Annotated in this window: 23 protein-coding genes; 10 read left to right on the forward strand and 13 right to left on the reverse strand. The window is 53.9% G+C overall.

Features of this window, described 5'->3' with window-relative positions; translation table 11 throughout:
* Window positions 1-57: 57 nt before the first annotated feature.
* The 8 genes from AB1F12_RS09205 to AB1F12_RS09240 form a co-directional block, all read right to left on the reverse strand.
* Entirely contained in the window at window positions 58-258 is a 201-nt protein-coding gene (locus AB1F12_RS09205) for a hemolysin XhlA family protein (RefSeq protein ID WP_368183679.1), read from the reverse strand.
* Entirely contained in the window at window positions 251-817 is a 567-nt protein-coding gene (locus AB1F12_RS09210; protein ID WP_368183681.1) for a holin family protein, read from the reverse strand. Before AB1F12_RS09210 ends, AB1F12_RS09205 begins: the two co-directional genes overlap by 8 nt.
* Complete coding sequence (locus AB1F12_RS09215; protein ID WP_368183682.1) at window positions 808-1,419, reverse strand: holin-associated N-acetylmuramidase; 612 nt, start codon at window positions 1,417-1,419, stop codon at window positions 808-810. Before AB1F12_RS09215 ends, AB1F12_RS09210 begins: the two co-directional genes overlap by 10 nt.
* A 77-nt stretch (window positions 1,420-1,496) precedes the next feature.
* Window positions 1,497-1,967: a cytochrome c maturation protein CcmE gene (gene ccmE / locus AB1F12_RS09220; protein ID WP_368183684.1), complete on the reverse strand. Its 471-nt coding sequence runs from the start codon at window positions 1,965-1,967 to the stop codon at window positions 1,497-1,499.
* Window positions 1,964-2,992 (reverse strand): N-acetyl-gamma-glutamyl-phosphate reductase, encoded by a 1,029-nt coding sequence (argC, locus tag AB1F12_RS09225; protein WP_368183685.1) that lies wholly within the window; start codon window positions 2,990-2,992, stop codon window positions 1,964-1,966. Before argC ends, ccmE begins: the two co-directional genes overlap by 4 nt.
* Before the next feature lie 79 nt (window positions 2,993-3,071).
* The gene (gene murI, locus AB1F12_RS09230) at window positions 3,072-3,884 is read right to left on the reverse strand and encodes a glutamate racemase (protein ID WP_368183686.1); all 813 of its coding nucleotides are present in this window, start codon (window positions 3,882-3,884) and stop codon (window positions 3,072-3,074) included.
* Window positions 3,862-4,788, reverse strand: a complete 927-nt coding sequence (locus tag AB1F12_RS09235) for a lysophospholipid acyltransferase family protein (RefSeq protein ID WP_368183687.1) — start codon at window positions 4,786-4,788, stop codon at window positions 3,862-3,864. Before AB1F12_RS09235 ends, murI begins: the two co-directional genes overlap by 23 nt.
* Before the next feature lie 64 nt (window positions 4,789-4,852).
* Entirely contained in the window at window positions 4,853-8,260 is a 3,408-nt protein-coding gene (locus AB1F12_RS09240) for an indolepyruvate ferredoxin oxidoreductase family protein (RefSeq protein WP_368183688.1), read from the reverse strand.
* A 159-nt stretch (window positions 8,261-8,419) separates the two neighbouring features.
* Between AB1F12_RS09240 and AB1F12_RS09245 the strand changes: the two genes are divergently transcribed.
* Window positions 8,420-9,334, forward strand: coding sequence for a LysR family transcriptional regulator (locus AB1F12_RS09245; protein WP_368183689.1), 915 nt, complete (start codon window positions 8,420-8,422; stop codon window positions 9,332-9,334).
* A 193-nt stretch (window positions 9,335-9,527) separates the two neighbouring features.
* Here the strand turns inward: AB1F12_RS09245 and AB1F12_RS09250 are convergent, their stop codons facing one another.
* The 3 genes from AB1F12_RS09250 to AB1F12_RS09260 form a co-directional block, all read right to left on the reverse strand.
* Complete coding sequence (locus tag AB1F12_RS09250; protein ID WP_368183691.1) at window positions 9,528-10,754, reverse strand: RNA polymerase sigma factor; 1,227 nt, start codon at window positions 10,752-10,754, stop codon at window positions 9,528-9,530.
* On the reverse strand, window positions 10,755-11,105 hold the full coding sequence (locus tag AB1F12_RS09255) for a YciI family protein (RefSeq protein WP_368183693.1): 351 nt from the start codon (window positions 11,103-11,105) through the stop codon (window positions 10,755-10,757).
* Between the two features lie 75 nt (window positions 11,106-11,180).
* Entirely contained in the window at window positions 11,181-11,573 is a 393-nt protein-coding gene (locus AB1F12_RS09260; RefSeq protein WP_368183695.1) for an MAPEG family protein, read from the reverse strand.
* Window positions 11,574-11,792: 219 nt separating this feature from the next.
* Here AB1F12_RS09260 and purL point away from each other — a divergent pair, with 219 nt between their 5' ends.
* The 4 genes from purL to AB1F12_RS09280 all read left to right on the forward strand — a co-directional run bounded on the left by purL (window position 11,793) and on the right by AB1F12_RS09280 (window position 15,410).
* Window positions 11,793-13,955, forward strand: coding sequence for a phosphoribosylformylglycinamidine synthase subunit PurL (purL, locus tag AB1F12_RS09265; protein WP_368183696.1), 2,163 nt, complete (start codon window positions 11,793-11,795; stop codon window positions 13,953-13,955).
* Window positions 13,956-14,066: 111 nt separating this feature from the next.
* Complete coding sequence (locus AB1F12_RS09270; protein WP_368183698.1) at window positions 14,067-14,303, forward strand: BolA/IbaG family iron-sulfur metabolism protein; 237 nt, start codon at window positions 14,067-14,069, stop codon at window positions 14,301-14,303.
* A gap of 42 nt (window positions 14,304-14,345) precedes the next feature.
* Complete coding sequence (grxD, locus tag AB1F12_RS09275) at window positions 14,346-14,705, forward strand: Grx4 family monothiol glutaredoxin (protein WP_368183700.1); 360 nt, start codon at window positions 14,346-14,348, stop codon at window positions 14,703-14,705.
* A 6-nt stretch (window positions 14,706-14,711) separates the two neighbouring features.
* Window positions 14,712-15,410, forward strand: coding sequence for a hypothetical protein (locus tag AB1F12_RS09280; protein ID WP_368183701.1), 699 nt, complete (start codon window positions 14,712-14,714; stop codon window positions 15,408-15,410).
* A 19-nt stretch (window positions 15,411-15,429) separates the two neighbouring features.
* Here AB1F12_RS09280 and AB1F12_RS09285 read toward each other — a convergent pair whose 3' ends face one another.
* Together AB1F12_RS09285 and AB1F12_RS09290 are read right to left on the reverse strand one after the other, a co-directional pair.
* Window positions 15,430-15,828 carry a cell division protein ZapA gene (locus AB1F12_RS09285; protein ID WP_368183703.1) on the reverse strand — a complete coding sequence of 133 codons (399 nt, stop codon included), beginning with the start codon at window positions 15,826-15,828 and terminating at the stop codon, window positions 15,430-15,432.
* Window positions 15,828-16,337 (reverse strand): hypothetical protein, encoded by a 510-nt coding sequence (locus AB1F12_RS09290; RefSeq protein ID WP_368183704.1) that lies wholly within the window; start codon window positions 16,335-16,337, stop codon window positions 15,828-15,830. Before AB1F12_RS09290 ends, AB1F12_RS09285 begins: the two co-directional genes overlap by 1 nt.
* A gap of 288 nt (window positions 16,338-16,625) precedes the next feature.
* On the opposite strand from AB1F12_RS09290, the gene tkt reads away from it, so the two are divergent.
* The 5 genes from tkt (at window position 16,626) to gap (AB1F12_RS09315) (ending at window position 21,937) form a co-directional block, all read left to right on the forward strand.
* Window positions 16,626-18,644 (forward strand): transketolase, encoded by a 2,019-nt coding sequence (gene tkt, locus AB1F12_RS09295; protein ID WP_368183707.1) that lies wholly within the window; start codon window positions 16,626-16,628, stop codon window positions 18,642-18,644.
* Window positions 18,645-18,786: 142 nt separating this feature from the next.
* Entirely contained in the window at window positions 18,787-19,422 is a 636-nt protein-coding gene (locus AB1F12_RS09300; RefSeq protein ID WP_368183708.1) for a DUF4329 domain-containing protein, read from the forward strand.
* Window positions 19,423-19,597: 175 nt separating this feature from the next.
* The gene (gap, locus tag AB1F12_RS09305; RefSeq protein WP_368183710.1) at window positions 19,598-20,599 is read left to right on the forward strand and encodes a type I glyceraldehyde-3-phosphate dehydrogenase; all 1,002 of its coding nucleotides are present in this window, start codon (window positions 19,598-19,600) and stop codon (window positions 20,597-20,599) included.
* Between the two features lie 54 nt (window positions 20,600-20,653).
* Window positions 20,654-20,797 (forward strand): hypothetical protein, encoded by a 144-nt coding sequence (locus tag AB1F12_RS09310; RefSeq protein WP_368183711.1) that lies wholly within the window; start codon window positions 20,654-20,656, stop codon window positions 20,795-20,797.
* 135 nt (window positions 20,798-20,932) lie between these two features.
* Window positions 20,933-21,937 carry a type I glyceraldehyde-3-phosphate dehydrogenase gene (gene gap / locus AB1F12_RS09315; protein ID WP_368183713.1) on the forward strand — a complete coding sequence of 335 codons (1,005 nt, stop codon included), beginning with the start codon at window positions 20,933-20,935 and terminating at the stop codon, window positions 21,935-21,937.
* Window positions 21,938-22,049: the final 112 nt, after the last annotated feature.

Below are 22,049 nucleotides of genomic sequence, written 5' to 3' on the forward strand. Positions count from 1 at the left end.
CACGGTGTCGCTGTGTCGCATCCGGCACCTTAACGCATCACGATTTCGCGCGTCAGATCACCCTGTGAACCCGCCACGTAACGCATAGGCGATTACGCCCATAATCAGCGCCCCCAAAATCAAGCGCACCAGCCATTTCAACGTATCCTCGATGGATGTCAGGCGTTTTTCAACATTTGCACGATGCACATCATCAACCGCACTGCGCGTTTCAAGTGCATGCAGTCGGGTGTGAATTTTGGTGATCTGTTCATCCATCTGAACGTCTTTCTTGCCAGGCGTCCAATGCGGGGTTTGGCCCGGCGCCGTCGCGATCGACACGTTCTGCGCCCTGGCTGACCTGTGATCCGGCGTCTAACGCCTCTAGGGCGCGAATGTTGCTGGTCACTTGGGTTGTGCGCGCCATGGTATCAGCAATAGAGCGTTGAAATTCCTGGCCTTTGACCTGATGACGTGCGCCAAAGTAGAAACTGACAATTGCCCCCATCAACCACCATAACGGCTCTGGCACCAAGGCGATCCCCTGCATGCGCGCAGCAAACCAAATCGGATTCACCATCGCGGATACAAACAATCCCAACGTCCCAAAAGCCAATAACGGGCGTGGCAATCGGTTCAGGCCATCAATAAAACGGTCGAATAATCCCTTTCTGGGATGGGTGAATTCGGACGCAAATTGTTTTAATGCGGCCCCTTTACCCTCTGCCTCTCGAATGGCGGCGGCTTCGGTGTTTTCACGAAACACATGCGCCGTTTCAGCGATGACATTTCGGCCATCCCCAAACAAAGCGGTAAACACATTGGCAATTAAACCCATTGTGCCACCCGTGCGCGATGTTGCTCATCCGACAGATGATACCGCTCTGATAAGAATTCTTCGGCACGCAAAATCCACCCGCCTTTGCCCCCGTCCCGACGTCGGGCATATTTTCGGCTGGCAGGGCGTCGATCGGCTAAATTGTAATAGTAGTTTCGACGCGCAATCCCGTAGGCATCGACAAAGTGATCCGGTGCCGCGTCCATGGCCTGATGCGCGGCTTGGATCGTCTGGGGGCCAATCTGACCATCGATATCAACCTCAATGCGCATATCGCGGATCAAACGCTGCAATATCCGAACGGCATTGGCACCAGAATTGACATACATATCAAACACAGAGGCCTGAATGGGTTCAGGCAATTCCGCAATGCGAGGCGTTTCAAAATAATGCCGAACAAAAATATCGACAGCATGGGCCCGCGTCAGCCGACGCACATCGGATTGATCAACATCGCCGTCTTGGTCCAAATCCAGTCCCAAACGCCGCATCGTGTGTATGGTGACACCAAATTTTGTGGCCCCACCCGGATCATCCGGGTCATCCACATATCCGCCTTCTCGGGCGACAATTTGATTTGCGATTTGTTGTACAGATTGCATGATCTAACCCCGCGCAATTTCGGGATTAGGCTGCTCTTAAAATGTTAAAGTGGACACAGCGCACCGTTCGGTCGGGGTTAATTGGCGATGACGTGACCGTCCGATGCATCCTCTGGATCGCGATACATGTCCTGCTCTTTCAATGCGTCGATCACTTCTTTGGGCATGTATGTTTCGTCATGTTTTGCAAGAATTTCAACAGCTTCGAACGTGCCGTTAATGTATCGTCCCTGCCCGATCATGCCCTGATTTTCTGCAAACAGGTCTGGCAAAATTCCGGTAAAAGTCACGGGAATGGTCGCGCCGCCATCGGTGACGTTAAAATATGCCACATCCCCTTGGCCGCGCACCAAACTGCCTGCTTCGACCAAACCGCCAATCCGAAACAATTCTGTCTCGGGGGGCGGATCAGCGGCAACTTCGGTGGGCGAACGAAAGAAATTGATCCCATCTTTCATCGCAAAACCGATCAGACCGGTGGCAATTGTCAGAGCGACAAATGCCAGCACAATCACTTGGATGCGGCGCTGTTTTTTAAGCGTCTTCATGGGAATACAGGCGCCATCATCAGGCCCGCCTCTTCGTCCAGTCCCAGCATGAGATTTGCGTTTTGCAAGGCCTGCCCGGACGATCCTTTGGTCAGGTTATCCAAGGCCGCGATCACAATCACGCGCCCAGCAATCCGATCCGCAACCACACCGATATGACACAGGTTAGACCCACGGATATGGCGTGTGCTTGGGGTCTGGCCAAACGGCAAAACCTGTACAAACGTTTCGTCAATATAGGCCGCAACCAAGGCATCATGCACAGCTTGGGCATCGCCCTGCACATAGGCCGTGGCCAAAATACCCCGATTGGCCGGAACCAAGTGTGGCGTGAATTGAATTTGCACTGGACGCCCGGCTAAGGCGCTGAATTCTTGGTCAAATTCGCCCAAATGCCGATGTGTACCACCCACAGCATAGCCATGATACCCCTCAGACAATTCCGCGTGTAACAGGTTTTCCTTTAGGCTGCGACCAGCCCCGGAAACGGCGCATTTCAGATCCAATATGATCTGGTCCAAATCAATCACACCGGCTGAAATCAATGGCCGTAAAATGAATTGCCCGGTCGCCGCATTGCACCCGGTGCCGGCCACCAACCGTGCCGCGCGAATGTCTTCGCGGTAAAACTCGGTCAGGCCATAAACGGCTTCTTTTTGCAATTCAGGCGCAGAATGCGGCTGCCCATACCATTTTTCATATTCATCCACGTCCCGCAGCCGAAAGTCCGCTGATAGATCGACGATTTTCAACGTTTTCGGCAGTTTGGAAATCACCGCCTGCGACGTCACATGCGGCAAGGCACAAAATGCCAGATCGATCCCATCAAAATCGACATCTTCGATGCGGGTGAGCACCGGCAAATCCAAATGGCGCAGATGCGGAAACACATCCGCCATTTTTCGCCCAGCTTTGGAATTACCGGATAACGCTTTGATTTCAATATCAGGATGATTGGCGATCAGGCGTACCAGTTCGGCGCCTGTATATCCAGATGCACCTAGAATTGCGACATTTTTAGCCATGGGGTAGCTCCCGTGAATTGGCCCGTTTAACGGCAAATAAGATCAGATTGAACGCGGTGCAATGCGCACCATTGCCGCATCACGCGGCTGTAAAAGCGATCTTTCGTCGCAAAAACTGCGTTGCGCGCGCCGACACCGCGTCTGGATCACCGCTGGTCAGGAATGCGCTTTCTGTTCCTGTGCCCAACATGGCCGGGCGGCGGTCCAGATAATCGGCCAGACTTTCGGCAACCAGATTGGCTTGGCTGAACACTTTTACATCCTCTCCCAAAGCGGTCTGAAACTCTTGGGCCATCAAAGGATAATGGGTGCAGCCCAAAATCGCGGCATCAGGATGCGGCATTTTGCGTTTTAACGCGTCAACATGGGATTTCACCAAGGCTTCGGCCAAGATCAGATCGCCATCCTCAATCGCATCCACAACACCGCCGCAGGATTGCGCTTCGACGTCGACGCCAATGGCGCGATAGGACAATTCCCGCTGAAACGCCCGGCTGGACACTGTTGCAGGCGTTGCAAACAGCGCCACATGTTTTGTGGTCACTTCGCGCGGCGGGGAATTGTCGCCCCATTGCCGTTCTGTCAGTGCCTCAATCAGGGGAACAAACACGCCCAGAACCCGTTTATCGGTTGGGATCCAGTTTTCCTGCATCCGACGCAAGGCCGCGGCAGATGCCGTGTTGCAGGCCAAAATCACCAGATCGCAGCCTTCTTCCCACAGCCGTTCAACAGCTTTGGTGGTCAGATTATACACATCATCTGCATCACGTACGCCATAAGGCGCATGCGCGTTGTCGCCATAATACACAAACGGCACATCGGGCAGACGTTTCTGCACCGCGTCCAAAACCGTTAATCCCCCAAGACCGCTATCGAATATTCCGACTGCCATGACGCACCTTGTACTTTTCTTCGAATTCATGCCCCAGCCGATCGGCGGCCAGTGGCGTTGGTGACAGGTCATACGTGGCTTTGCGCAGGAAATCCATGCACGCTTTTGCATCGGTTTTGACGGCGTCCAATTTCTGCCGATCAATCGGTTCCCCGATCACCACATTCACAGGTTCATCCACCCGACGTTTGAATTCACGGATCAGCATACTAAGCCGCAGATTGGCATGCATATGGCTAGCCAATTGGAACAGCCGGCTATTGGCCCCCTCAAAGAAAACCGGCACCACAATGGCATCGCTACGGGCGATCATTTTGGCGGTAAAGTTGCGCCAACTTGGATCCAGTGGCGTCGAAAACGGTTTTTCAGAGGTAGAAACCGTTCCGCCGGGGAAAATACCAATGGCGCCGCCGTCTTTCAGATGGGCCAATGCATCCGACCGCGTGCGTAAATTCAACTTTGCCGCCTCTTTGGTTTCATCAAACGAAACCGGCAAAATCACCTGTTCCAACTCTGCACTGCGCTGAAAAATGCGGTGTGCCAGAATTTTGAACGCGGATGGTCGACGCTTGGATAGGATTGCCCCCATCATCAGCCCATCCAGAATGCCATAGGGATGATTGGCGACTAAAATGACGGGACCAGTTGCGGGAATATTGTTCAATGATCCGCCCACCACGTTCAGGCTCAGCCCATAGCGATCACAGACCACGTCCCAGAAATTTGCCCCCTGCGCCACGTCATCGCTGTAACCTTGGACACGTTTGATCAGTTGCAACCGACCGGTGGCGTTTTCAATTGTTCGAATTAACGCCCGCCCCCCCCGCGAAGACGCGGAGCTGGCATAAGATATATCGCGCGCCACCTGACGGTCCGCTTTAGAAATTTTGGTCATTCGTGTCATGGAATGTCACCTAAGCGTTCCGCCCCCGTTCACAAAGACCAAAATTCTAGAATCAGCATCCCAGTTATTGGGCCGCTTGTGTGTGGTTATCGGGTGACATTTTTAACGCCGCCAATAACTCTTCTCGACGTTTCGCGGCTTTGGTTGCGGCCTCTTCCTTCACATGGCCAAACCCACGGATGTCCATCGGCAACCGGGCCAGCGCCATGGCGGCGTCTTTCTGATCCGGTGTGATATTTGCCAATGGGGCCAGATCGCGTTCGTATTGTTTGATCAGGTCCCGTTCCATCCGGCGTTCCGCAGTTTTGCCAAACACATCCAACGGCGTGCCGCGCAGACGCTTCATTTTGGCCAAGAGAGGCAGGAACCGTTCCAGACCCGCGCCAAATTCACGTTTCACTGGAACGCCATTTTTGCCTTTGCGCGATATCATCGGAGGCGCCAGATGATAGGTCATTTTGATATCCCCATCAAAGGTTGCCTCAGCCTTTTTACGGCTGTCCAACATCAACCGCGCCACTTCGTACTCATCTTTATACGCCAATAGCTTATGATACGAGTTTGATACGGCTTCCTTCATGTCGATATCGTCAAACTTGGCGACGAATTCACGGTATTTCCGTCCCAGCCGGTCCGATTGATACATCGCCAAATGATCCGCACGCATGTCGATTTTCTGTTCCAGCGTTTTGGGCAAAGCAACCGGCTCAACCGGCGCGATGCTACGCGCGGCGTCTTCTGGATGGGCGATTGCCCAACGGCCGATGTCAAACGCGCGCAAGTTCATGTCAGGCTTGGCCCCATTCATTTTGATCGCCTCACGGATAGCGTCCAATGTCACAGGAATGGATCCCATTTGCCATGCCGCACCAAACATAATCATGTTGGAATAGATGCTGTCACCCATCACATTTGCAGCCAGACCTGTGGCATCAAACAGAGTCACATTTTCACGCAGACGCGCCTCTAGTGCCAGTCCCAGACGGTCATGCGGGATAGTAAAATCCCGGTCGATGGCAAATTGCCCCGTCATCGTTTCATGGGAATTCACCGCCGCTTTGGTACGGCCTGTGGCCATCAAGCCAAGGGTTTTTGCCCCAGCTGACACAACCAGATCCCCCCCGATCAGCGCATCACATTCCCCGGTTGCCACCCGGATCGCGTTGATGTCTTCGGGTCGATTGGCCAGACGGCAATGGATGTGAACCGCCCCCCCCTTTTGGGCCAAACCGGCCATTTCCATCACACCGGCACCTTTGTCATCCAAATGTGCCGCCATGGCGAGGATCGCGCCGATGGTGACAACGCCCGTTCCGCCAACCCCGGTGATCACCACGTTATGTGTGCCATTGATTTCTGGCAGTTTGGGCATCGGCAATGCGGGCAATTCAAAATCAGCGGCAGATTTTTTGCGAATTTTAGCGCCTTCCATCGTCACAAAGGACGGACAGAACCCTTTGACACAGGAAAAATCTTTGTTGCAGCTGGATTGGTCAATCGCACGTTTGCGGCCAAATTCTGTGTCCACAGGCACAATCGCCACGCAGTTGGATTGAACGCCGCAATCACCGCACCCTTCGCAGATATCGGTGTTGATAAACACGCGTTTGTCTGGATCAGGGAAAGTGCCCTTTTTACGACGACGCCGTTTTTCCGCAGCACAGGTCTGAATATAAATGATCGCAGATACACCTTTGATATCGCGGCATTTATCCTGCACCAGAGGCAGCTCATCACGTGGATGAACCGGCACATGGGATGGGAACAAAGACAGGTCCACATCTTCTTTTTCGTCATAAACCAAGAATACGTTTTTGACGCCCATCGCAATGACTTCGTTCATGATCCGATCGGCCGACAATCCGCCTTCGTGGGGTTGACCGCCGGTCATGGCAACCGCGTCATTATACAGGATTTTGTAGGTGATATTGGTATTGGCCATCAACGCAAACCGAATGGCCATCAAGCCAGAATGGTTATAGGTGCCATCGCCCAAATTCTGGAACACGTGATCGCGTTTCGAAAACGGGGCTTCGCCAACCCAATTGACCCCTTCGGCCCCCATATGGGTGAAACCACTGGTGTCACGATCCATCCACAACGCCATGATATGACAGCCAATTCCGGCATATCCACGTGACCCATCCGGCAATTTTGTGGATGTGTTATGAGGACAGCCCGCGCAGAACCAAGGCTGGCGCACGGCGATTTCTTCGGCATTGTCAGACCGGCGCGCTTCGCTGATTTGGGCCAGTCCGGCGCGGATACGATCCGTGTCGCGCCCTTCTTCGATCAGAATTTCACCCAGCAATTCGGCAATCTCAACCGGGTCCAACGCACCATGGGATTTGAACAAATCGGTGCCAAATTCGCCTTTGGTCGCGCCATAAACGCGGCGTCCCTGACGATTATCAAACAGCGCTTCTTTGATTTGCACTTCGATCAGTTTGCGTTTTTCCTCAACAACAATGATCAGATCCAAGCCTTCGGCCCAATCCTGAAAACCGCGCATATCCAGCGGCCAAACCTGGCCAATTTTATAGGTGGTCACGCCCAGTCGCTCTGCCTCGGCGGCATCCAAACCAATCAGCGACAGCGCATGGTTCAAATCCAACCAGTTTTTCCCAGCAGCAACCAACCCGATTTTTGCACCCGGTTTACCCCAGACCCGATTGTCAATTTTGTTCGCATGCGCAAAGGCTTCTGCGGCGAACCTCTTGTGTTTTTGCAACCGAACCTCTTGTTCGATCCAATGATCAACAGCCCGGATATTCAACCCGCCCTCAGGCATATCAAATTCCGGTGTGACAAAATTCATCCGCGCCAATGACGCATCCACAACCGAGGTCACTTCGATCGTGTCTTTCATCACTTTCAAGCCACTCCAACAGCCTGAAAACCGGGACAATGCAAATCCGTATTGCCCGTAATCCAGAATTTCCTGCACCCCCGCCGGCGACAGGATCGGCATATAGGCATCCACCAGTGCAAAGTCGGATTGGTGGCACACTGTCGAGCTTTCACCGGTATGGTCATCCCCCATCGCCATCAATACGCCACCATGCGCAGATGTACCCGCCATATTGGCATGGCGCATCACATCCCCGGATCGATCAATCCCCGGACCTTTGCCATACCAAAGACTGAACACACCGTCATATTTGCCTTCGCCGCGCATTTCGGCCTGTTGCGTGCCCCAAACCGCGGTCGCGGCCAAATCTTCGTTTATGCCTTCTTGAAATGTCACATCCGACGCCTGCAACTGCTTTTGTGCGCGCGTCATTTGCATATCAACCGCCCCCAATGGCGAGCCACGATACCCACTGACATATCCGGCGGTATTCAGCCCTGCCCGTCGATCCCGTTCCTTTTGCATCATCATCAGACGCACCAGCGCCTGTGTGCCATTCAGCAAAATGGTCTTTTTTTCCAGATCGAACCTGTCATGCAGTGTAATATCGGTCTTGCTCATCGTCGCCCTCCCAGCGGCCATCGCGTTTGCCACAGTATAGGTCAGATATTATGACCTACAAAGCAAAAATTTCCCCCCCCACCTTGTTGAAAATCGTTTATAAGGAACGTTATGAAAGGTTGCGCCGTGGGCGCTAACACATTTGCAGACAGGCAAGTTATGGACTGGGACAAGTTAAGAATATTTCATTCAGTGGCGGATGCAGGCAGTTTGACGGCGGCCGGCGAAACCTTGCATCTGAGCCAATCTGCGGTCAGCCGACAGATCCGTGCCCTAGAGGAATCGCTCAATACCACGCTTTTTCATCGTCATGCGCGTGGACTGATTCTCACTGAACAGGGGGAATTGCTGTTTGATGCGACCCGGTCGATGAACAAACGCCTCGAAGCGGCCTCTGCCCGCATACGAGACAGCGAAGAAGAAGTGTTTGGCGAGCTGAAAGTCACGACCACCATTGGGTTTGGGTCCCTTTGGTTGGCGCCACGATTGGCAAAGCTCTATGAAAAATACCCTGATCTGAAAATTGACCTGATGCTCGAAGAGCGGGTTCTGGACCTGCCAATGCGCGAGGCAGACGTTGCCATTCGTATGAAAGAGCCCAGTCAGGCGGATTTGGTGCGCAAACGTTTGATGTCGGTGCGCATGCGGCTTTATGCGACCCAGACTTATCTGGAAACGCATCCTCCGTTTGAAACCATGGAAGACATCCGCAATCACCGGCTGATTTGTCAGAATGTCACCACAACCCAAGTTGCTGCGGGTGCATCGTTAACGCAGCATTTACTGAGCTATGATCTCAATAGTTTGCTGACCGTAAACAATTATTTTGGGGTGTTGCAGGGCGTGCTGAACAACCTGGGTGTCGGAGTTCTGCCGGATTATCTGGTCGAAGATTTCTCAGACCTCAAACGGGTCCTCCCAGATGTCGAAAGTGCAGAAGTCCCCGTGTTTCTTGCCTACCCAGAGGAATTGCGCCAATCCAAGCGGATCGCAGTGTTCCGCGATTTTGTCCAAGAGGAACTGATCGCGCATCGCAAACGCATTCGAGAAGCCGCCGCATTGGAAAATTCTTAAGCCATGCATCAGGCGCATAACGGCAATGTTGTCGCATCGCAGCATAAAGACTTGATCGAACAAAGAACGCCGCTTATTTGATCACTCGAAGCCGATGATGCTTACATCATCACCTTCATACCTCCCTGTTGGACTTCGCCGGGCATTGCCCGGCGTTTTTTTTTGACTTTCTCAAATTTCCGCATCTGCATCATCACGAATTGCGCATCAGCGCCGCACGTCGTTTTTGCAAATACCGGATATCAGTCTCATTCCGAAAAAGCGCGATCGCCTGATCAAATGCATCCAGTGCAGCACATTTATCCCCTGCCCGTTCCAGCATATCTGCGCGTGCGGCATGAAACGGTTGATAAGATTGAAGCCCTTCTGCGATTTGATCCAAGGCTTGCAACCCTGCCTTTGGCCCACACAATTCAGACAGCGCGACAGCCCGGTTTAGATGCACAACAGATGTAGGTTCAAAATCCAACAGCGCATCATATAGCAAAACGATTTGCCGCCAATCCAAAGGATTTGCCAAATGTAATGCAGCAATCGCAGCTTTGATCTGAAATGGCCCGCGAGCCGACCGCGCCACGGCACGATCCAGCAACGCCAAACCGCGTGTGATCATTGCCTGATCCCATAGGTTCCGATCCTGCAGCTCCATCGGCACGGGCACGCCATCGGGTCCAATACGCGCTTGATGGCGGGCATGGATCAACAACAGCAACGCTTTCAACCCTTCTACTTCGGCGCGGTCTGGCAACAATTCCACAACAATCTGCGCCAAAAACAAGGCCTCTTCGCATAATGTCCGCCGAATGGGCGCATCCCCTTGGTTTGCGGAATAGCCTTCGTTGAAAATCAGGTAAATGACATCCAAAACGGAATTCAGTCGAGCATCCAATTGATCCGCCTCTGGGACACAAAACGGGATTCCCGCCGCGCGAATTTTCGATTTCGCCCGAGTGAGCCGCGCGCCCATTGCCGCACTTTTATCGAGAAAAGCATGGGCAATTTCATCTGTGCTTAGCCCACCCAACATGCGCAGCGTCAGCGCCACACGTGATTTTTCATCCAAAGCCGGATGGCAACAGGTAAAAATCAACCGCAGACGTTCATCAGGAATGTCATGACGATCGGGCGCGTCAGGATCGGCCAGAACCGCCATTTCATTGGTTTTACGTGCATAAACCGCTTTGCGTCGCAGATGATCCAGACCCTTGCGCCGCGCGACTTGTAACAACCAGCCATTGGGCCGCGCTGGCAAACCAGATTTTCCCCAGTCAACAAACGCCATTTCCAGTGCCTCTTGCAGGCAATCCTCGGCCAATTGGAAATCCCCTAATTGGCGGATCAACGCAGATAAAAGCCGCCCCCGATCCCGGCGCATGACATTGCTGAGCGTCAGCGCAATCGCATCGGGGGCAGCGTTCATTTAGCTCAGCACCATCAACGGGCGCACCTCTACAGTGCCGTATTTGGCGGATGGGATCATGGCCGCGTATTTCAGCGCCTGATCCAGATCACTGCATTCAAAAATATAAAACCCGCCCAACCGCTCTTTGGTATCAGCAAAAGGTCCGTCCATGACCTTGGTTTGACCATCGCGAATTTGCACGCTGGTGGCTTTGTCGATACCTTCTAGGGGTTCGCCAGCGACAAACACACCGTCATTTTTGTAAATCTCGTTGATCTTAAAATAGTCGGCCATATAGGCGTTAAACTCATCCGTTCCGGGCGTCGGTTCCAGATCGGGATTGCTGTAAATCAAAGCCATATATTGCATTGGGTTTCTCCTTGTGATCGCAACAATGTGTGCGGTTTTGGGTAAAGTGAAGTGGAATTGTAAAATTTGTGAGTGTCAGGTCAGCATCATTTGGCGCGCCAGCACGCCCATCAGGATCAAGACCGCGAGGATATTTGAAGAATTCCCCACAATGCGCGCCGGATGGGCCGCATTTTGGGCCCGCAATCCAAACGGATGCACCAACCGACCAAACAGGCACAGCCCACCGGCCAGATAGAGCCAGATCGCCGATGCGCCCTGTAATTCAGCCAGCGCCAGCATCAACACGCTCAGCGGCACCCATTCCACAAAATTACCATGCCGGCGGATGCGTTCATGTAGCTGCGTGTCGCCACCATCGCCGATGGACACGGCCATCGCCGCGCGGGTTTTGGTCACGTTGAACCATAAAACCAACATCAGCACCGCCAGCGCCAATATAAATGTCGTCGTAATTGGTAAAGTCATCGTCGTCTCTCCGATTGGGTTTGATATGGATAAGACGAACGGCCATGCCCGATTTCGACACGCCCCCACAAAAAAGTTGAAAAAACGTCTCTCAATGCCCCAGCGGCCTTTCCCCGCGCAGCATTGTGTCATAAAGCAGGGCGCATCTTTGCTGCCCCGTCGCCGCCACTTTCATCGGCCACATTCACCGGCCAGCCGATTTTTGAGGAACATGATCCCATGCAAGACCCAGCCATCACGCCCGAACTGCTCGACGCCCATGGTCTGAAACCCGACGAATATCAGGAAATTCTGCGTATCCTGAACCGGGAACCGTCCTTTACAGAAATGGGCATCTTTTCGGCGATGTGGAACGAACATTGTTCCTATAAGTCGTCCAAAAAATGGCTGCGTCAATTGCCGACCTCTGGCCCGCAGGTCATTTGTGGCCCCGGCGAAAATGCAGGGATCGTTGACATTGGCGACGGCCAAGCGGTTGTTTTCAAAATGGAAAGCCACAACCACCCGTCTTATATCGAACCCTATCAAGGTGCGGCAACTGGGGTTGGTGGCATTTTGCGGGATGTGTTTACCATGGGTGCGCGCCCCATCGCGGCGATGAATTCCCTGTCCTTTGGCCAACCGGATCACCCCAAAACCAAACAATTGGTGTCTGGCGTTGTTGCAGGTGTGGGCGGTTACGGAAACTGCTTTGGCGTGCCAACCGTGGGTGGCGAAGTGCGCTTTGACCCCGCATATAATGGCAATTGTCTGGTCAATGCTTTTGCGGCGGGCTTGGCGGACACTGACAAAATATTTTATTCGGCGGCGTCTGGCGTCGGCATGCCGGTTGTGTATCTGGGCGCAAAAACCGGGCGTGACGGTGTGGGCGGTGCAACAATGGCATCGGCTGAATTTGACGACACAATTGAGGAAAAACGCCCCACCGTTCAGGTCGGTGACCCGTTCACCGAAAAACGCCTGATGGAAGCGACGCTGGAATTGATGGCCACGGGCGCTGTGATTTCCATTCAGGATATGGGCGCGGCTGGCCTGACCTGTTCGGCCGTTGAAATGGGCGACAAAGGCAATCTCGGGGTGAAACTTTACCTCGAACAGGTGCCTCAACGCGAAGAAAACATGACAGCCTACGAAATGATGCTGTCAGAATCCCAAGAACGCATGTTGATGGTTCTGAACCCTGAACTAGAAGCAGAAGCCCGTGCCGTCTTTGAAAAATGGGATCTGGATTTCGCCATTGTTGGTGAAACCATCGACGAAGACCGGTTTTTGGTCATGCATAATGGCGAATGCAAAGCCGACCTGCCACTAAAAACCTTGTCCGGCTCTGCCCCAGAATATGACCGCCCTTGGGTGCCAACCCCTGCGGCTGAACCAATGGACGACGTGCCAAATATCGATCCAATCGACGGTCTGCGTGCCTTGATTGCGTCGCCAAACTATGCGGCGAAAAACTGGGTCTATGAACAATATGACAGCCAAGTGATGGCCGACACCGTGCGTGCGCCGGGGCTGGGTGCAGGGATCGTGCGCGTCCATGGCACAGATAAATCACTGGCATTCACGTCCGATGTGACCCCACGCTACGTCAAGGCGAACCCGGTTGAGGGCGGCAAACAAGCCGTCGCAGAAGCCTATCGCAACCTGACAGCTGTGGGCGCTAAGCCATTGGCCACAACCGATAACTTGAACTTTGGCAACCCCGAGAAACCCGAAATCATGGGGCAATTTGTCGGTGCCTTGGATGGGATTGGTCAGGCGGTTGCGGCCTTGGATATGCCGATCGTTTCGGGCAACGTGTCCCTTTATAATGAAACGGACGGTCAAGGGATCCTGCCCACACCAACCATCGGCGCTGTTGGCCTGATTTCTCATCCGGATCAGATGATTATCGGAACCGCGCGCGAGGGGCATGTTGCACTGTTGCTTGGGAAAACCGATGGCCATTTGGGCCAATCCGCGATCTTGGCAGAGGTGTTCAACCGCGTCGAAGGCGACGCCCCAGCCGTCGATCTGGCCAGCGAAAAGGCAAATGGCGACTTCATCCGCGAAAACGCTTCGATGATCCGCGCCTGTAGCGATTTGTCCGATGGTGGATTGGCGTTAGCCGCCTTTGAAATGGCCGAGGCGGGCAATGTGGGCGTGCAACTGGACAGCGCCGATACCGGTAAATTGTTCGGCGAAGACCAGGGCCGCTACCTGATCGCTTGTAACTTTGATCAAGCCGAAGCCTTGATGATTGCAGCGGGTGCCGCCAATCTGCATATCGAAACCGTTGGTAAATTCAGCGGAACAAGTGTGCGCTTTGGCGCCTCTGAGGCGGAATTGTCTGATCTGGCAACAACATTCCGTTCCGGATTTGAAACGGCCATTTTCGGGTAACCTGCCCGATTGTGACGACGCCAAACCACCGCCGGATGTGACATTTCCTCCGGCGGGGTTGAAGCCCCCGACGCCCCGACCTACTTTGGGGCAAAGATAGGAGTTGCCCCAATGGCCCTCACCGCTACTGACCTTGAAACGCTGATCCGCGAAGCGTTCCCTGATGCACAAATCACAGTCCAAGGCGACGATGGTGTGCATTTCGCCGCCGAAGTGATCGACGAAAGCTTTCGTGGAATGAACCGCGTGCAACAGCACCGCGCCGTAAATTCCGCGCTCAAAGGTAAAATCGAAGGTTCCAATGCCGAAATTCACGCTTTGGCTCTGACCACCAAAGCCCCAGAATAGCATGCGCGGCCTAACAACAGGCCCCAACCCAAAGGAAATCCAATGTCCGCCCAAGATCAAATCAAAGAAACCGTGACCAATAACGACGTCGTTTTGTTCATGAAAGGCAGCAAAGACATGCCACAATGCGGGTTTTCCAGCCGCGTGGCCGGTGTTTTGAATTTCATGGGCATCGAATATTCTGATGTGAATGTTCTGGCCGACGAAGAAATTCGCCAAGGCATCAAAGACTATTCCGACTGGCCCACCATTCCACAGCTTTATGTCAAAGGCGAATTTGTGGGCGGATGCGACATCATCACGGAAATGACTTTGTCCGGCGAACTGGACACATTGCTGGCGGATAATGGCGTTGCGTTCAACAAAGAAGCCGCCGACAAAATCCGCGAAGCAAACGCGTAAAACCTGATGGGCGATCTGGGTCTTCTGGTCGCCCTTTTTCTATTTTGCGGGCTTGGCATCGTTCTGATCTATTGGGGTGTCAAACGCGGCAATTCCCACATGTCCCAAATCCGCAAAGCCGTTGAATCCCGCGGCGATGTGTTTGAATTGTTGCCCGGAAGCTATTCAAAAGGTTTGGAAATTCACATTCGTGCCTCTGATGGGGCGTGGAATTTGACCATTCATCAAGGTCAGCCAAGCGGACCCTCCAAATCCCGACCATCCTGGAGCGAATGGTCCACACCATACGCCGCCGTATCGTCCGGTGCCGCCATGTGGGCCCCAAAATCTGAGGTTGGATTTGGTACGAAATTCGGCGCTATAAATGGGCCGGTTCAATCTTTTGTATCAAACGCTCTGCGCCGTGGTCTGACCCGTGCATTGGATTTGCCGCATCAGAAAATGGATGTGATCCCCACGCCGGGCCGCGCCGGGATATTACTGGCGACATCAGATGCAAAACAGGCGTTAGATAATGTGCTTGATCACCCACAATTGCTGGCGCTGCGCCAGGGGCGCCGTTTGTCGCGCCAACCCAGCGTGGTGCGCGACGTCAATGGATTGCGCATTCGCCTGCAAACACCGCTCAACACTGCCCAGGATGTGCTGGATGTGATCGATCTAGGCTTGACCCTAAGCCAAACATTGGATCCGCATCAAACCTGATGAACGGGTGCCCTGCCCGCTATTCGTCGGCTTTAACGGTCTCTTCCACTTCATCGGCCAGCGATTCCGCGCGGGCGGCCAATTCTGCCAATGTATCCACCACATGGCTTGGCACAACGGGAACTTCGACGCGATCTGGCTCTGCGGCTTTGGCGGCCAAAGTGCCCATTTTAGATTGCATTTCAGCGGCTTGGCTTTCCAAAACGCGTACCTGATCCTCAAGTGCTGCAGTTTTATCTGCCAACATTAGGCCCGCCATCAACAACATGCGCGCTTCTGGCATCCGGCCAATTTGCGCGGCCAATGTGGACGCTTCGATATCCAACATCCCGGCTGCGGATTGCAGAAAATGCTCTTCGCCTTCCTGACAGGCCACTTCGAAATTGCGACCACCAATGACGATTTCAACTTGGGGCATTACGCGCTCTCCTGTTCGGTAATCAACTGGCGCAATTCGCCCATGACCACGTCGACTTCGGTCATGTCAGCGGCCCGGGTCGCACGCAGCGCTTCTAGCTCGGCCAACATGGCTTTGTTGATCAAATGCGGCTCGGCGATGTCTTCGATCATCGCATCCCGCAGCTTTTCATTAATGCCGCGCAAATCCGCATTGAGCGCACGCAACCGCTGACTTTCATCCAGCGCTTTGGCGGCAGCTCCGCGATGATCTTCGGCTTCGCTGGTCAGATCCGCGATCAATGTATCTTGCCGTTCTTTCAAGGCTTTGACCCGCTCTTCGAGCTGGGAATTTACCACCCGCTCTTCGTCGAGCTTGGCTTCTAGTTCTGTGATTTTCGCGGCCATTTCATCTTGGGCGCTGGTATCCGCAGGGGCGGCCACGGCCAAATCTGGCATGGCTTCGATCCCGTTGCGGATGCGGTCCAACGCCGCCGTCAGCCGACTTTCAAGTTCTGCAATATCACTCATATGCCTGTCGTCCCTGCAATCTTGGGTCCCCTTCGGCGGCCATTTCCAACATCTTGCCCCAGATGTGCAGACCGATAGCCGAATCGTACCTCATTACCCAAAAGCCTATGCCACCTTTGTCCTCTCGGCAAATCGCTCTACGCATTCTATGGGGTTTTAACACTATATATAGGCGGAATATCCCGGCTTGGGCGCTCATATACCAACAAAGCAACCTTGATCTCAGACTTTTCCCTGTTATGACCGCTGTTGATCAAACGCTGTCCATCTGCCTTTAGGAGCCTCACTTTGGATATTGCAGCCTTGCGCGCCGCGCACCCCGACCATTGGATGAAAGCCGCCGCCATCCGGGCCCTGACCTTGGATGGTGTTGCCGCCGCCAATTCAGGACATTCCGGAATGCCAATGGGCATGGCGGATGTAGCCACGGTTCTGTTTGAAAAACACCTGAATTTTGACCCCAAGGCCCCGAATTGGCCCAACCGCGACCGGTTTATCCTGTCCGCAGGTCATGGCTCGATGCTGATTTATTCACTGCTCTATCTGACAGGGTACGAACAAATGACCCTGGACGAGGTGAAAAACTTCCGTCAGTGGGGCGCACGCACAGCGGGTCACCCTGAATTTGGCCATGTGGAAGGTGTCGAAACCACCACCGGTCCCTTGGGTCAGGGGATCGCCAATTCCGTGGGCTTTGCCATCGCCGAAGAAATCATTCGCGCGCGTTACGGCAAAAAAATCATGGATCACCACACTTATGTGTTTGCTGGGGACGGCTGCCTGATGGAAGGCGTGTCCCAAGAGGCCATCGGTCTGGCGGGCATGCAGGAATTGTCAAAACTGATCGTGTGCTGGGATGATAACAACATCACCATCGACGGCACTGTGGATATTGCCGACAAAACCGATCAGCTGAAACGTTTTGAGGCGTCCGGTTGGCATGTTCAGGCCATTGACGGCCATGATCCGGTAGCAATCGATGCTGCACTGACCGCCGCTAAGGCAGATCCGCGCCCATCGATGATTGCCTGCAAAACCCATATTGCCTTGGGTCACGCTGCACAGGACACATCCAAAGGCCACGGTGCACTGACCGATGCGGATCAGATGAAAGCCGCCAAAGACGCCTATGGTTGGACATCTGCCCCCTTTGAGGTGCCCGCCGACATCAAGGCCCAGTGGGAAGCCATGGGCGAACGCGGCGCCGCAGCAAACGCTGCTTGGCAGGCGGATTTTGCGAAGCTGTCCCAGACCAAACAGGACGAATTTAACCGTGCCTTCGCATTGGAAGCGCCGAAAAAACTGTCCGCCGCGGTAAAATCGTTCAAAAAATCCCTGTCCGAAGATCAGCCAAAATTGGCGACACGCGCCGCGTCCGAAAAGGCGTTGCAAGTGTTGAACCCGATCTTGCAGGAAACTGTCGGTGGGTCTGCGGATCTGACCGGGTCCAACAACACGAAAACCGATGATCTGGGCGTGTTCCACCCCACCAACCGCGCGGGCCGTTACGTCTATTACGGCATTCGCGAACACGGTATGGCGGCTGCGATGAACGGCATGGTTCTGCATGGCGGCGTGCGTCCTTATGGTGGCACATTCATGTGTTTCACCGATTACGCCCGCGGTGCGATGCGCCTGTCTGCGTTGATGAACGTGCCCACCACCTATGTGATGACCCACGATTCCATCGGTCTGGGCGAAGATGGTCCAACCCACCAGCCGGTGGAACATCTGGCTATGTTGCGCGCAACGCCAAACACCAATGTGTTCCGTCCCGCCGATGCGGTCGAAACCGTTGAAGCTTGGGAAGTGGCGCTGACATCCAAAGGCACGCCATCGGTTCTGGCCCTGTCGCGTCAGGGTCTGCCAACGGTGCGCACTGAACACAAAACCAAAAACCTGACCGCTCAGGGTGCCTATGTTCTGGCCGAAGCGATCAGCAAACGTCAGGCAATCCTGATGGCAACCGGTTCTGAGGTCGAAGTGGCGATGAAAGCCCGCGACATCCTAGAAGCCGAAGGCATTGGCGTGCGCGTTGTGTCCATGCCATGCTGGGAATTGTTCGAAGCCCAAGAAGACAGCTATCGCAAACGCGTGCTGCCTGCGGGCCCCGTGCGCGTCGCCATCGAGGCAGGCGTGCGTCTGGGTTGGGACAAATGGTTGCTGGGCGAACGTGGCCGCGAAGCCAAGGCTGGCTTTGTCGGCATGGACAGCTTTGGGGCGTCTGCACCAGCGGGTGAATTGTTCGAAAAATTCGGGATCACCGCCGAAGCAACAGCCCAAAAGGTACGCGATTTGTTGAAATAAATCAGCGCCTTGTTTTAGTTTTGAAAACCCGCCTTCCGTTTGGAATGGCGGGTTTTCTTTTGGGTGTCCTATGCTAAGTCTTTGACATTCTCCCACAGGCTGGGGAACATGTAGCGATGGAATATACCAACAGGAGCACGGGATGCGTAAGGTTTTTGGGGCGATCATTGCCTCTGTTTTGGTTGCGGGTTGCGCGGATGTTCCGACCTCGGGTTACTCGCCCAAAGGCGAACCATACTTTGGCGATCCCAGCAATAATTCTGGCCCGTTTCAAGGGCAATCCGTGGCCCCGCATAATGCGCCTCCGACCCGCGTTGCGGACCAGTTTGCTGTGAATTTCCTCAATTCACTACAGGCGCGATCCTTTGCGGAGCGTCGGGAATATTGTGGGTTTCTAATCGTGAATGCCGCAGGCCAGATTTCTGCCACCCCGCCCCGGCCCGGCACATTTGCGGGCTGTTCCCAAGACGCGCCGCGTCCCGGAATGGGCATTTTTGCCTCCTATCACACCCATGGCGCCTATGGGCGCAACTACGACAACGAAGTGCCCTCGCCCACAGATTTGGAAAGTGATTTCCATTTTGGCATCGATGGCTATGTCAGCACGCCCGGCGGCCGCATTTGGCAGATCGAATTTGACAATCGCACCGCGCGTCAGGTCTGTGGCCAGGGATGTGTCGCCGTTGACCCCGGTTTTGTCCCCCAAGGCGAAGCAGGTATTCGCGCCACCTACACTTTGCCAGAGCTGAACGCCCGCACACGTTCGTTCTTAAATTAACGAATCGCAATCGCGCTGCTCTGCAGCATAACACCGGGCCGTTAGCGCAAAACGTTAGCGCTAGACGTCACATTTATCGCTAACATATTGTGGTAAATACGTTTTTTCCTTGGCCCGACGTAACCAAGCCGCCTATACCGCGCCAAACGATGTTTGCACGCGGAAGGATCACTTTATGACCGTCACTGTTGGTATTAACGGATTTGGCCGTATTGGCCGCTGTACTCTGGCTCATATCGCAGAGAGCGCGCGCAATGATGTGCAAGTGGTTAAAATCAACGCGACCGGCCCGCTGGAAACCAGCGCCCACCTGATGCGTTATGATTCAATTCACGGACGGTTCGCAAACGACATCAAGGTCGGCGACAACACGTTGGATCTGGGCCGCGGTCCGATTGACATGATGTCGACCTACAACCCGGATGAACTGGATTGGGGTGGCGTCGATGTTGTGCTGGAATGTACCGGTGCGTTTAATGACGGGATCAAATCACAAGTCCATCTGGAACGTGGTGCCAAAAAGGTGCTAATTTCCGCCCCTGCCAGCAATGTTGACCGTACTGTTGTGTATGGTGTGAACCACCGCGACCTGACACCGGATCAGCGGATGGTTTCAAACGGGTCCTGCACCACAAATTGTCTGGCCCCATTGGCAAAGGTTCTGAATGACGCAATCGGCATCGAACGCGGCATCATGACCACAATCCATTCTTACACGGGCGATCAGCCAACGCTGGATCGCCGCCACAAAGATCTCTATCGTGCCCGCGCCGCTGCGATGGCGATGATCCCAACATCAACCGGCGCTGCCAAGGCTTTGGGCGAGGTTCTGCCGGAAATGAAGGGCAAACTGGACGGAACCGCCATGCGCGTGCCAACGCCAAACGTGTCCGCAGTTGATTTGACCTTTGAGGCGCAAAAAGACGTCACCGTGGCCGATGTGAACGAAGCCGTTGCCGAAGCCTGCGCCGGTCACATGGGGATGGTGATGTCCTATGATCCGGAGCCCAAAGTGTCGATCGACTTTAACCACACACCACAAAGCTCCATCTTTGCGCCTGATCAGACCAAAGTCATCGGCGGCCGCACCGTTCGGGTTCTGGCTTGGTATGATAATGAATGGGGTTTCTCAGTGCGCATGGCTGATGTGGCCGGCCATATGGGTCGTCTGATTTAAACTGACGCAACTTCGCCCCTATTCAATTGTCGTGACCCGGTCTAAAACCGGGTTATGACCAACACTCTCGCCATTTGGCTCTTTTTGTTCATTATCGGTTTTTTCCTTCTCGACTACTTTGTCTTTGAGATGGAAGTCGGGCTGTTTGTGGCGCGCAAAGGCATCGACCTTATTCAAGTTCTCGCGATCTGGCGATAATCCGCCTCAAAATCCACCGTTTCAACGTTTTTTAAGGCGTTTGACGGTTGACCTTTTCGTTCAAAAGGTGATGTTAGCGCCAACAGTGGGCGCTAACGGGTCCACCCATTCTTTTGGTAAATCGGAGGGGTCGCTATGACCGTGAAAGTCGCAATCAATGGATTTGGCCGGATTGGACGTAACGTATTGCGTGCAATCATTGAATCAGGTCGCACGGACATCGAAGTTGTCGCGATCAACGATCTGGGCCCCGTAGAAACAAATTCGCACTTGCTGCGGTTTGATTCGGTTCATGGCCGTTTCCCAGCAAACGTGACCACCACCGACAGCACGATTGACGTTGGCCGTGGTCCAATCGCCGTCACCGCCATTCGGAACCCCGCTGACCTGCCTTGGGGGGACATCGATGTTGTGTTGGAATGCACCGGTATTTTCACCTCCAAAGAAGCCTGTCAGGCGCATCTGGAAAATGGTTCAAAACGGGTTCTGATTTCTGCACCCGGCAAAGACGCCGACAAAACCATCGTGTTTGGTGTGAATGACAACCAACTGACCGCGGATGACATCGTCGTTTCCAACGCGTCCTGCACAACCAATTGTTTGGCCCCTGTTGCCAAGGTTCTGAACGACACATTGGGCATCAAACGTGGCTTTATGACCACCGTGCATTCCTATACTGGCGATCAGCCCACTTTGGATACCATGCACAAAGATCTCTATCGTGCGCGCGCCGCTGCGATGTCCATGATCCCTACCTCGACAGGCGCCGCCAAGGCGGTGGGTCTGGTTCTGCCCGAATTGAACGGCGTTCTGGATGGCGTCGCAATTCGCGTCCCGACCCCAAATGTTTCGGTTGTTGATCTGACGTTTGAAACAAAACGCGACACCAGCGTCGAAGAAATCAACGCAGCGATCCATGCCGCAGCGGCCTCAGGCCCCCTCAAAGGCATTTTGGGTGTCACTGACGAAAAATTGGTCTCTATGGATTTCAACCATGATCCACATTCTTCGATCTTTGCCACGGATCAAACCAAAGTCATGGACGGCAATATGTGCCGCATCCTGACATGGTATGATAACGAATGGGGTTTCTCTAACCGGATGAGCGATACAGCCGTCAAAATGGGTCAATTGATCTAAGAGATCCCGGAACCACAATATTAAAGCCGTCCTTTTGGGGCGGCTTTTTTGTTGAGCATTTCTTAGGCTGACTTGCAATCAGCGCAATCCGGTTAGCGCCAAACAACAGTGG

Origin of the sequence: Aestuariibius sp. HNIBRBA575 (assembly GCF_040932005.1) — a bacterium.
Lineage (GTDB): Bacteria > Pseudomonadota > Alphaproteobacteria > Rhodobacterales > Rhodobacteraceae > CANLNM01.

Coding starts and splice junctions, on each gene's coding strand:
- AB1F12_RS09205 (WP_368183679.1), bottom strand. CDS start 258: ATGGATGAACAGATCACCAAAATTCACACCCGACTGCATGCACTTGAA.
- AB1F12_RS09210 (WP_368183681.1), bottom strand. CDS start 817: ATGGGTTTAATTGCCAATGTGTTTACCGCTTTGTTTGGGGATGGCCGA.
- AB1F12_RS09215 (WP_368183682.1), bottom strand. CDS start 1,419: ATGCAATCTGTACAACAAATCGCAAATCAAATTGTCGCCCGAGAAGGC.
- ccmE (WP_368183684.1), bottom strand. CDS start 1,967: ATGAAGACGCTTAAAAAACAGCGCCGCATCCAAGTGATTGTGCTGGCA.
- argC (WP_368183685.1), bottom strand. CDS start 2,992: ATGGCTAAAAATGTCGCAATTCTAGGTGCATCTGGATATACAGGCGCC.
- murI (WP_368183686.1), bottom strand. CDS start 3,884: ATGGCAGTCGGAATATTCGATAGCGGTCTTGGGGGATTAACGGTTTTG.
- AB1F12_RS09235 (WP_368183687.1), bottom strand. CDS start 4,788: ATGACACGAATGACCAAAATTTCTAAAGCGGACCGTCAGGTGGCGCGC.
- AB1F12_RS09240 (WP_368183688.1), bottom strand. CDS start 8,260: ATGAGCAAGACCGATATTACACTGCATGACAGGTTCGATCTGGAAAAA.
- AB1F12_RS09245 (WP_368183689.1), top strand. CDS start 8,420: ATGGACTGGGACAAGTTAAGAATATTTCATTCAGTGGCGGATGCAGGC.
- AB1F12_RS09250 (WP_368183691.1), bottom strand. CDS start 10,754: ATGAACGCTGCCCCCGATGCGATTGCGCTGACGCTCAGCAATGTCATG.
- AB1F12_RS09255 (WP_368183693.1), bottom strand. CDS start 11,105: ATGCAATATATGGCTTTGATTTACAGCAATCCCGATCTGGAACCGACG.
- AB1F12_RS09260 (WP_368183695.1), bottom strand. CDS start 11,573: ATGACTTTACCAATTACGACGACATTTATATTGGCGCTGGCGGTGCTG.
- purL (WP_368183696.1), top strand. CDS start 11,793: ATGCAAGACCCAGCCATCACGCCCGAACTGCTCGACGCCCATGGTCTG.
- AB1F12_RS09270 (WP_368183698.1), top strand. CDS start 14,067: ATGGCCCTCACCGCTACTGACCTTGAAACGCTGATCCGCGAAGCGTTC.
- grxD (WP_368183700.1), top strand. CDS start 14,346: ATGTCCGCCCAAGATCAAATCAAAGAAACCGTGACCAATAACGACGTC.
- AB1F12_RS09280 (WP_368183701.1), top strand. CDS start 14,712: ATGGGCGATCTGGGTCTTCTGGTCGCCCTTTTTCTATTTTGCGGGCTT.
- AB1F12_RS09285 (WP_368183703.1), bottom strand. CDS start 15,828: ATGCCCCAAGTTGAAATCGTCATTGGTGGTCGCAATTTCGAAGTGGCC.
- AB1F12_RS09290 (WP_368183704.1), bottom strand. CDS start 16,337: ATGAGTGATATTGCAGAACTTGAAAGTCGGCTGACGGCGGCGTTGGAC.
- AB1F12_RS09300 (WP_368183708.1), top strand. CDS start 18,787: ATGCGTAAGGTTTTTGGGGCGATCATTGCCTCTGTTTTGGTTGCGGGT.
- gap (WP_368183710.1), top strand. CDS start 19,598: ATGACCGTCACTGTTGGTATTAACGGATTTGGCCGTATTGGCCGCTGT.
- AB1F12_RS09310 (WP_368183711.1), top strand. CDS start 20,654: ATGACCAACACTCTCGCCATTTGGCTCTTTTTGTTCATTATCGGTTTT.
- gap (WP_368183713.1), top strand. CDS start 20,933: ATGACCGTGAAAGTCGCAATCAATGGATTTGGCCGGATTGGACGTAAC.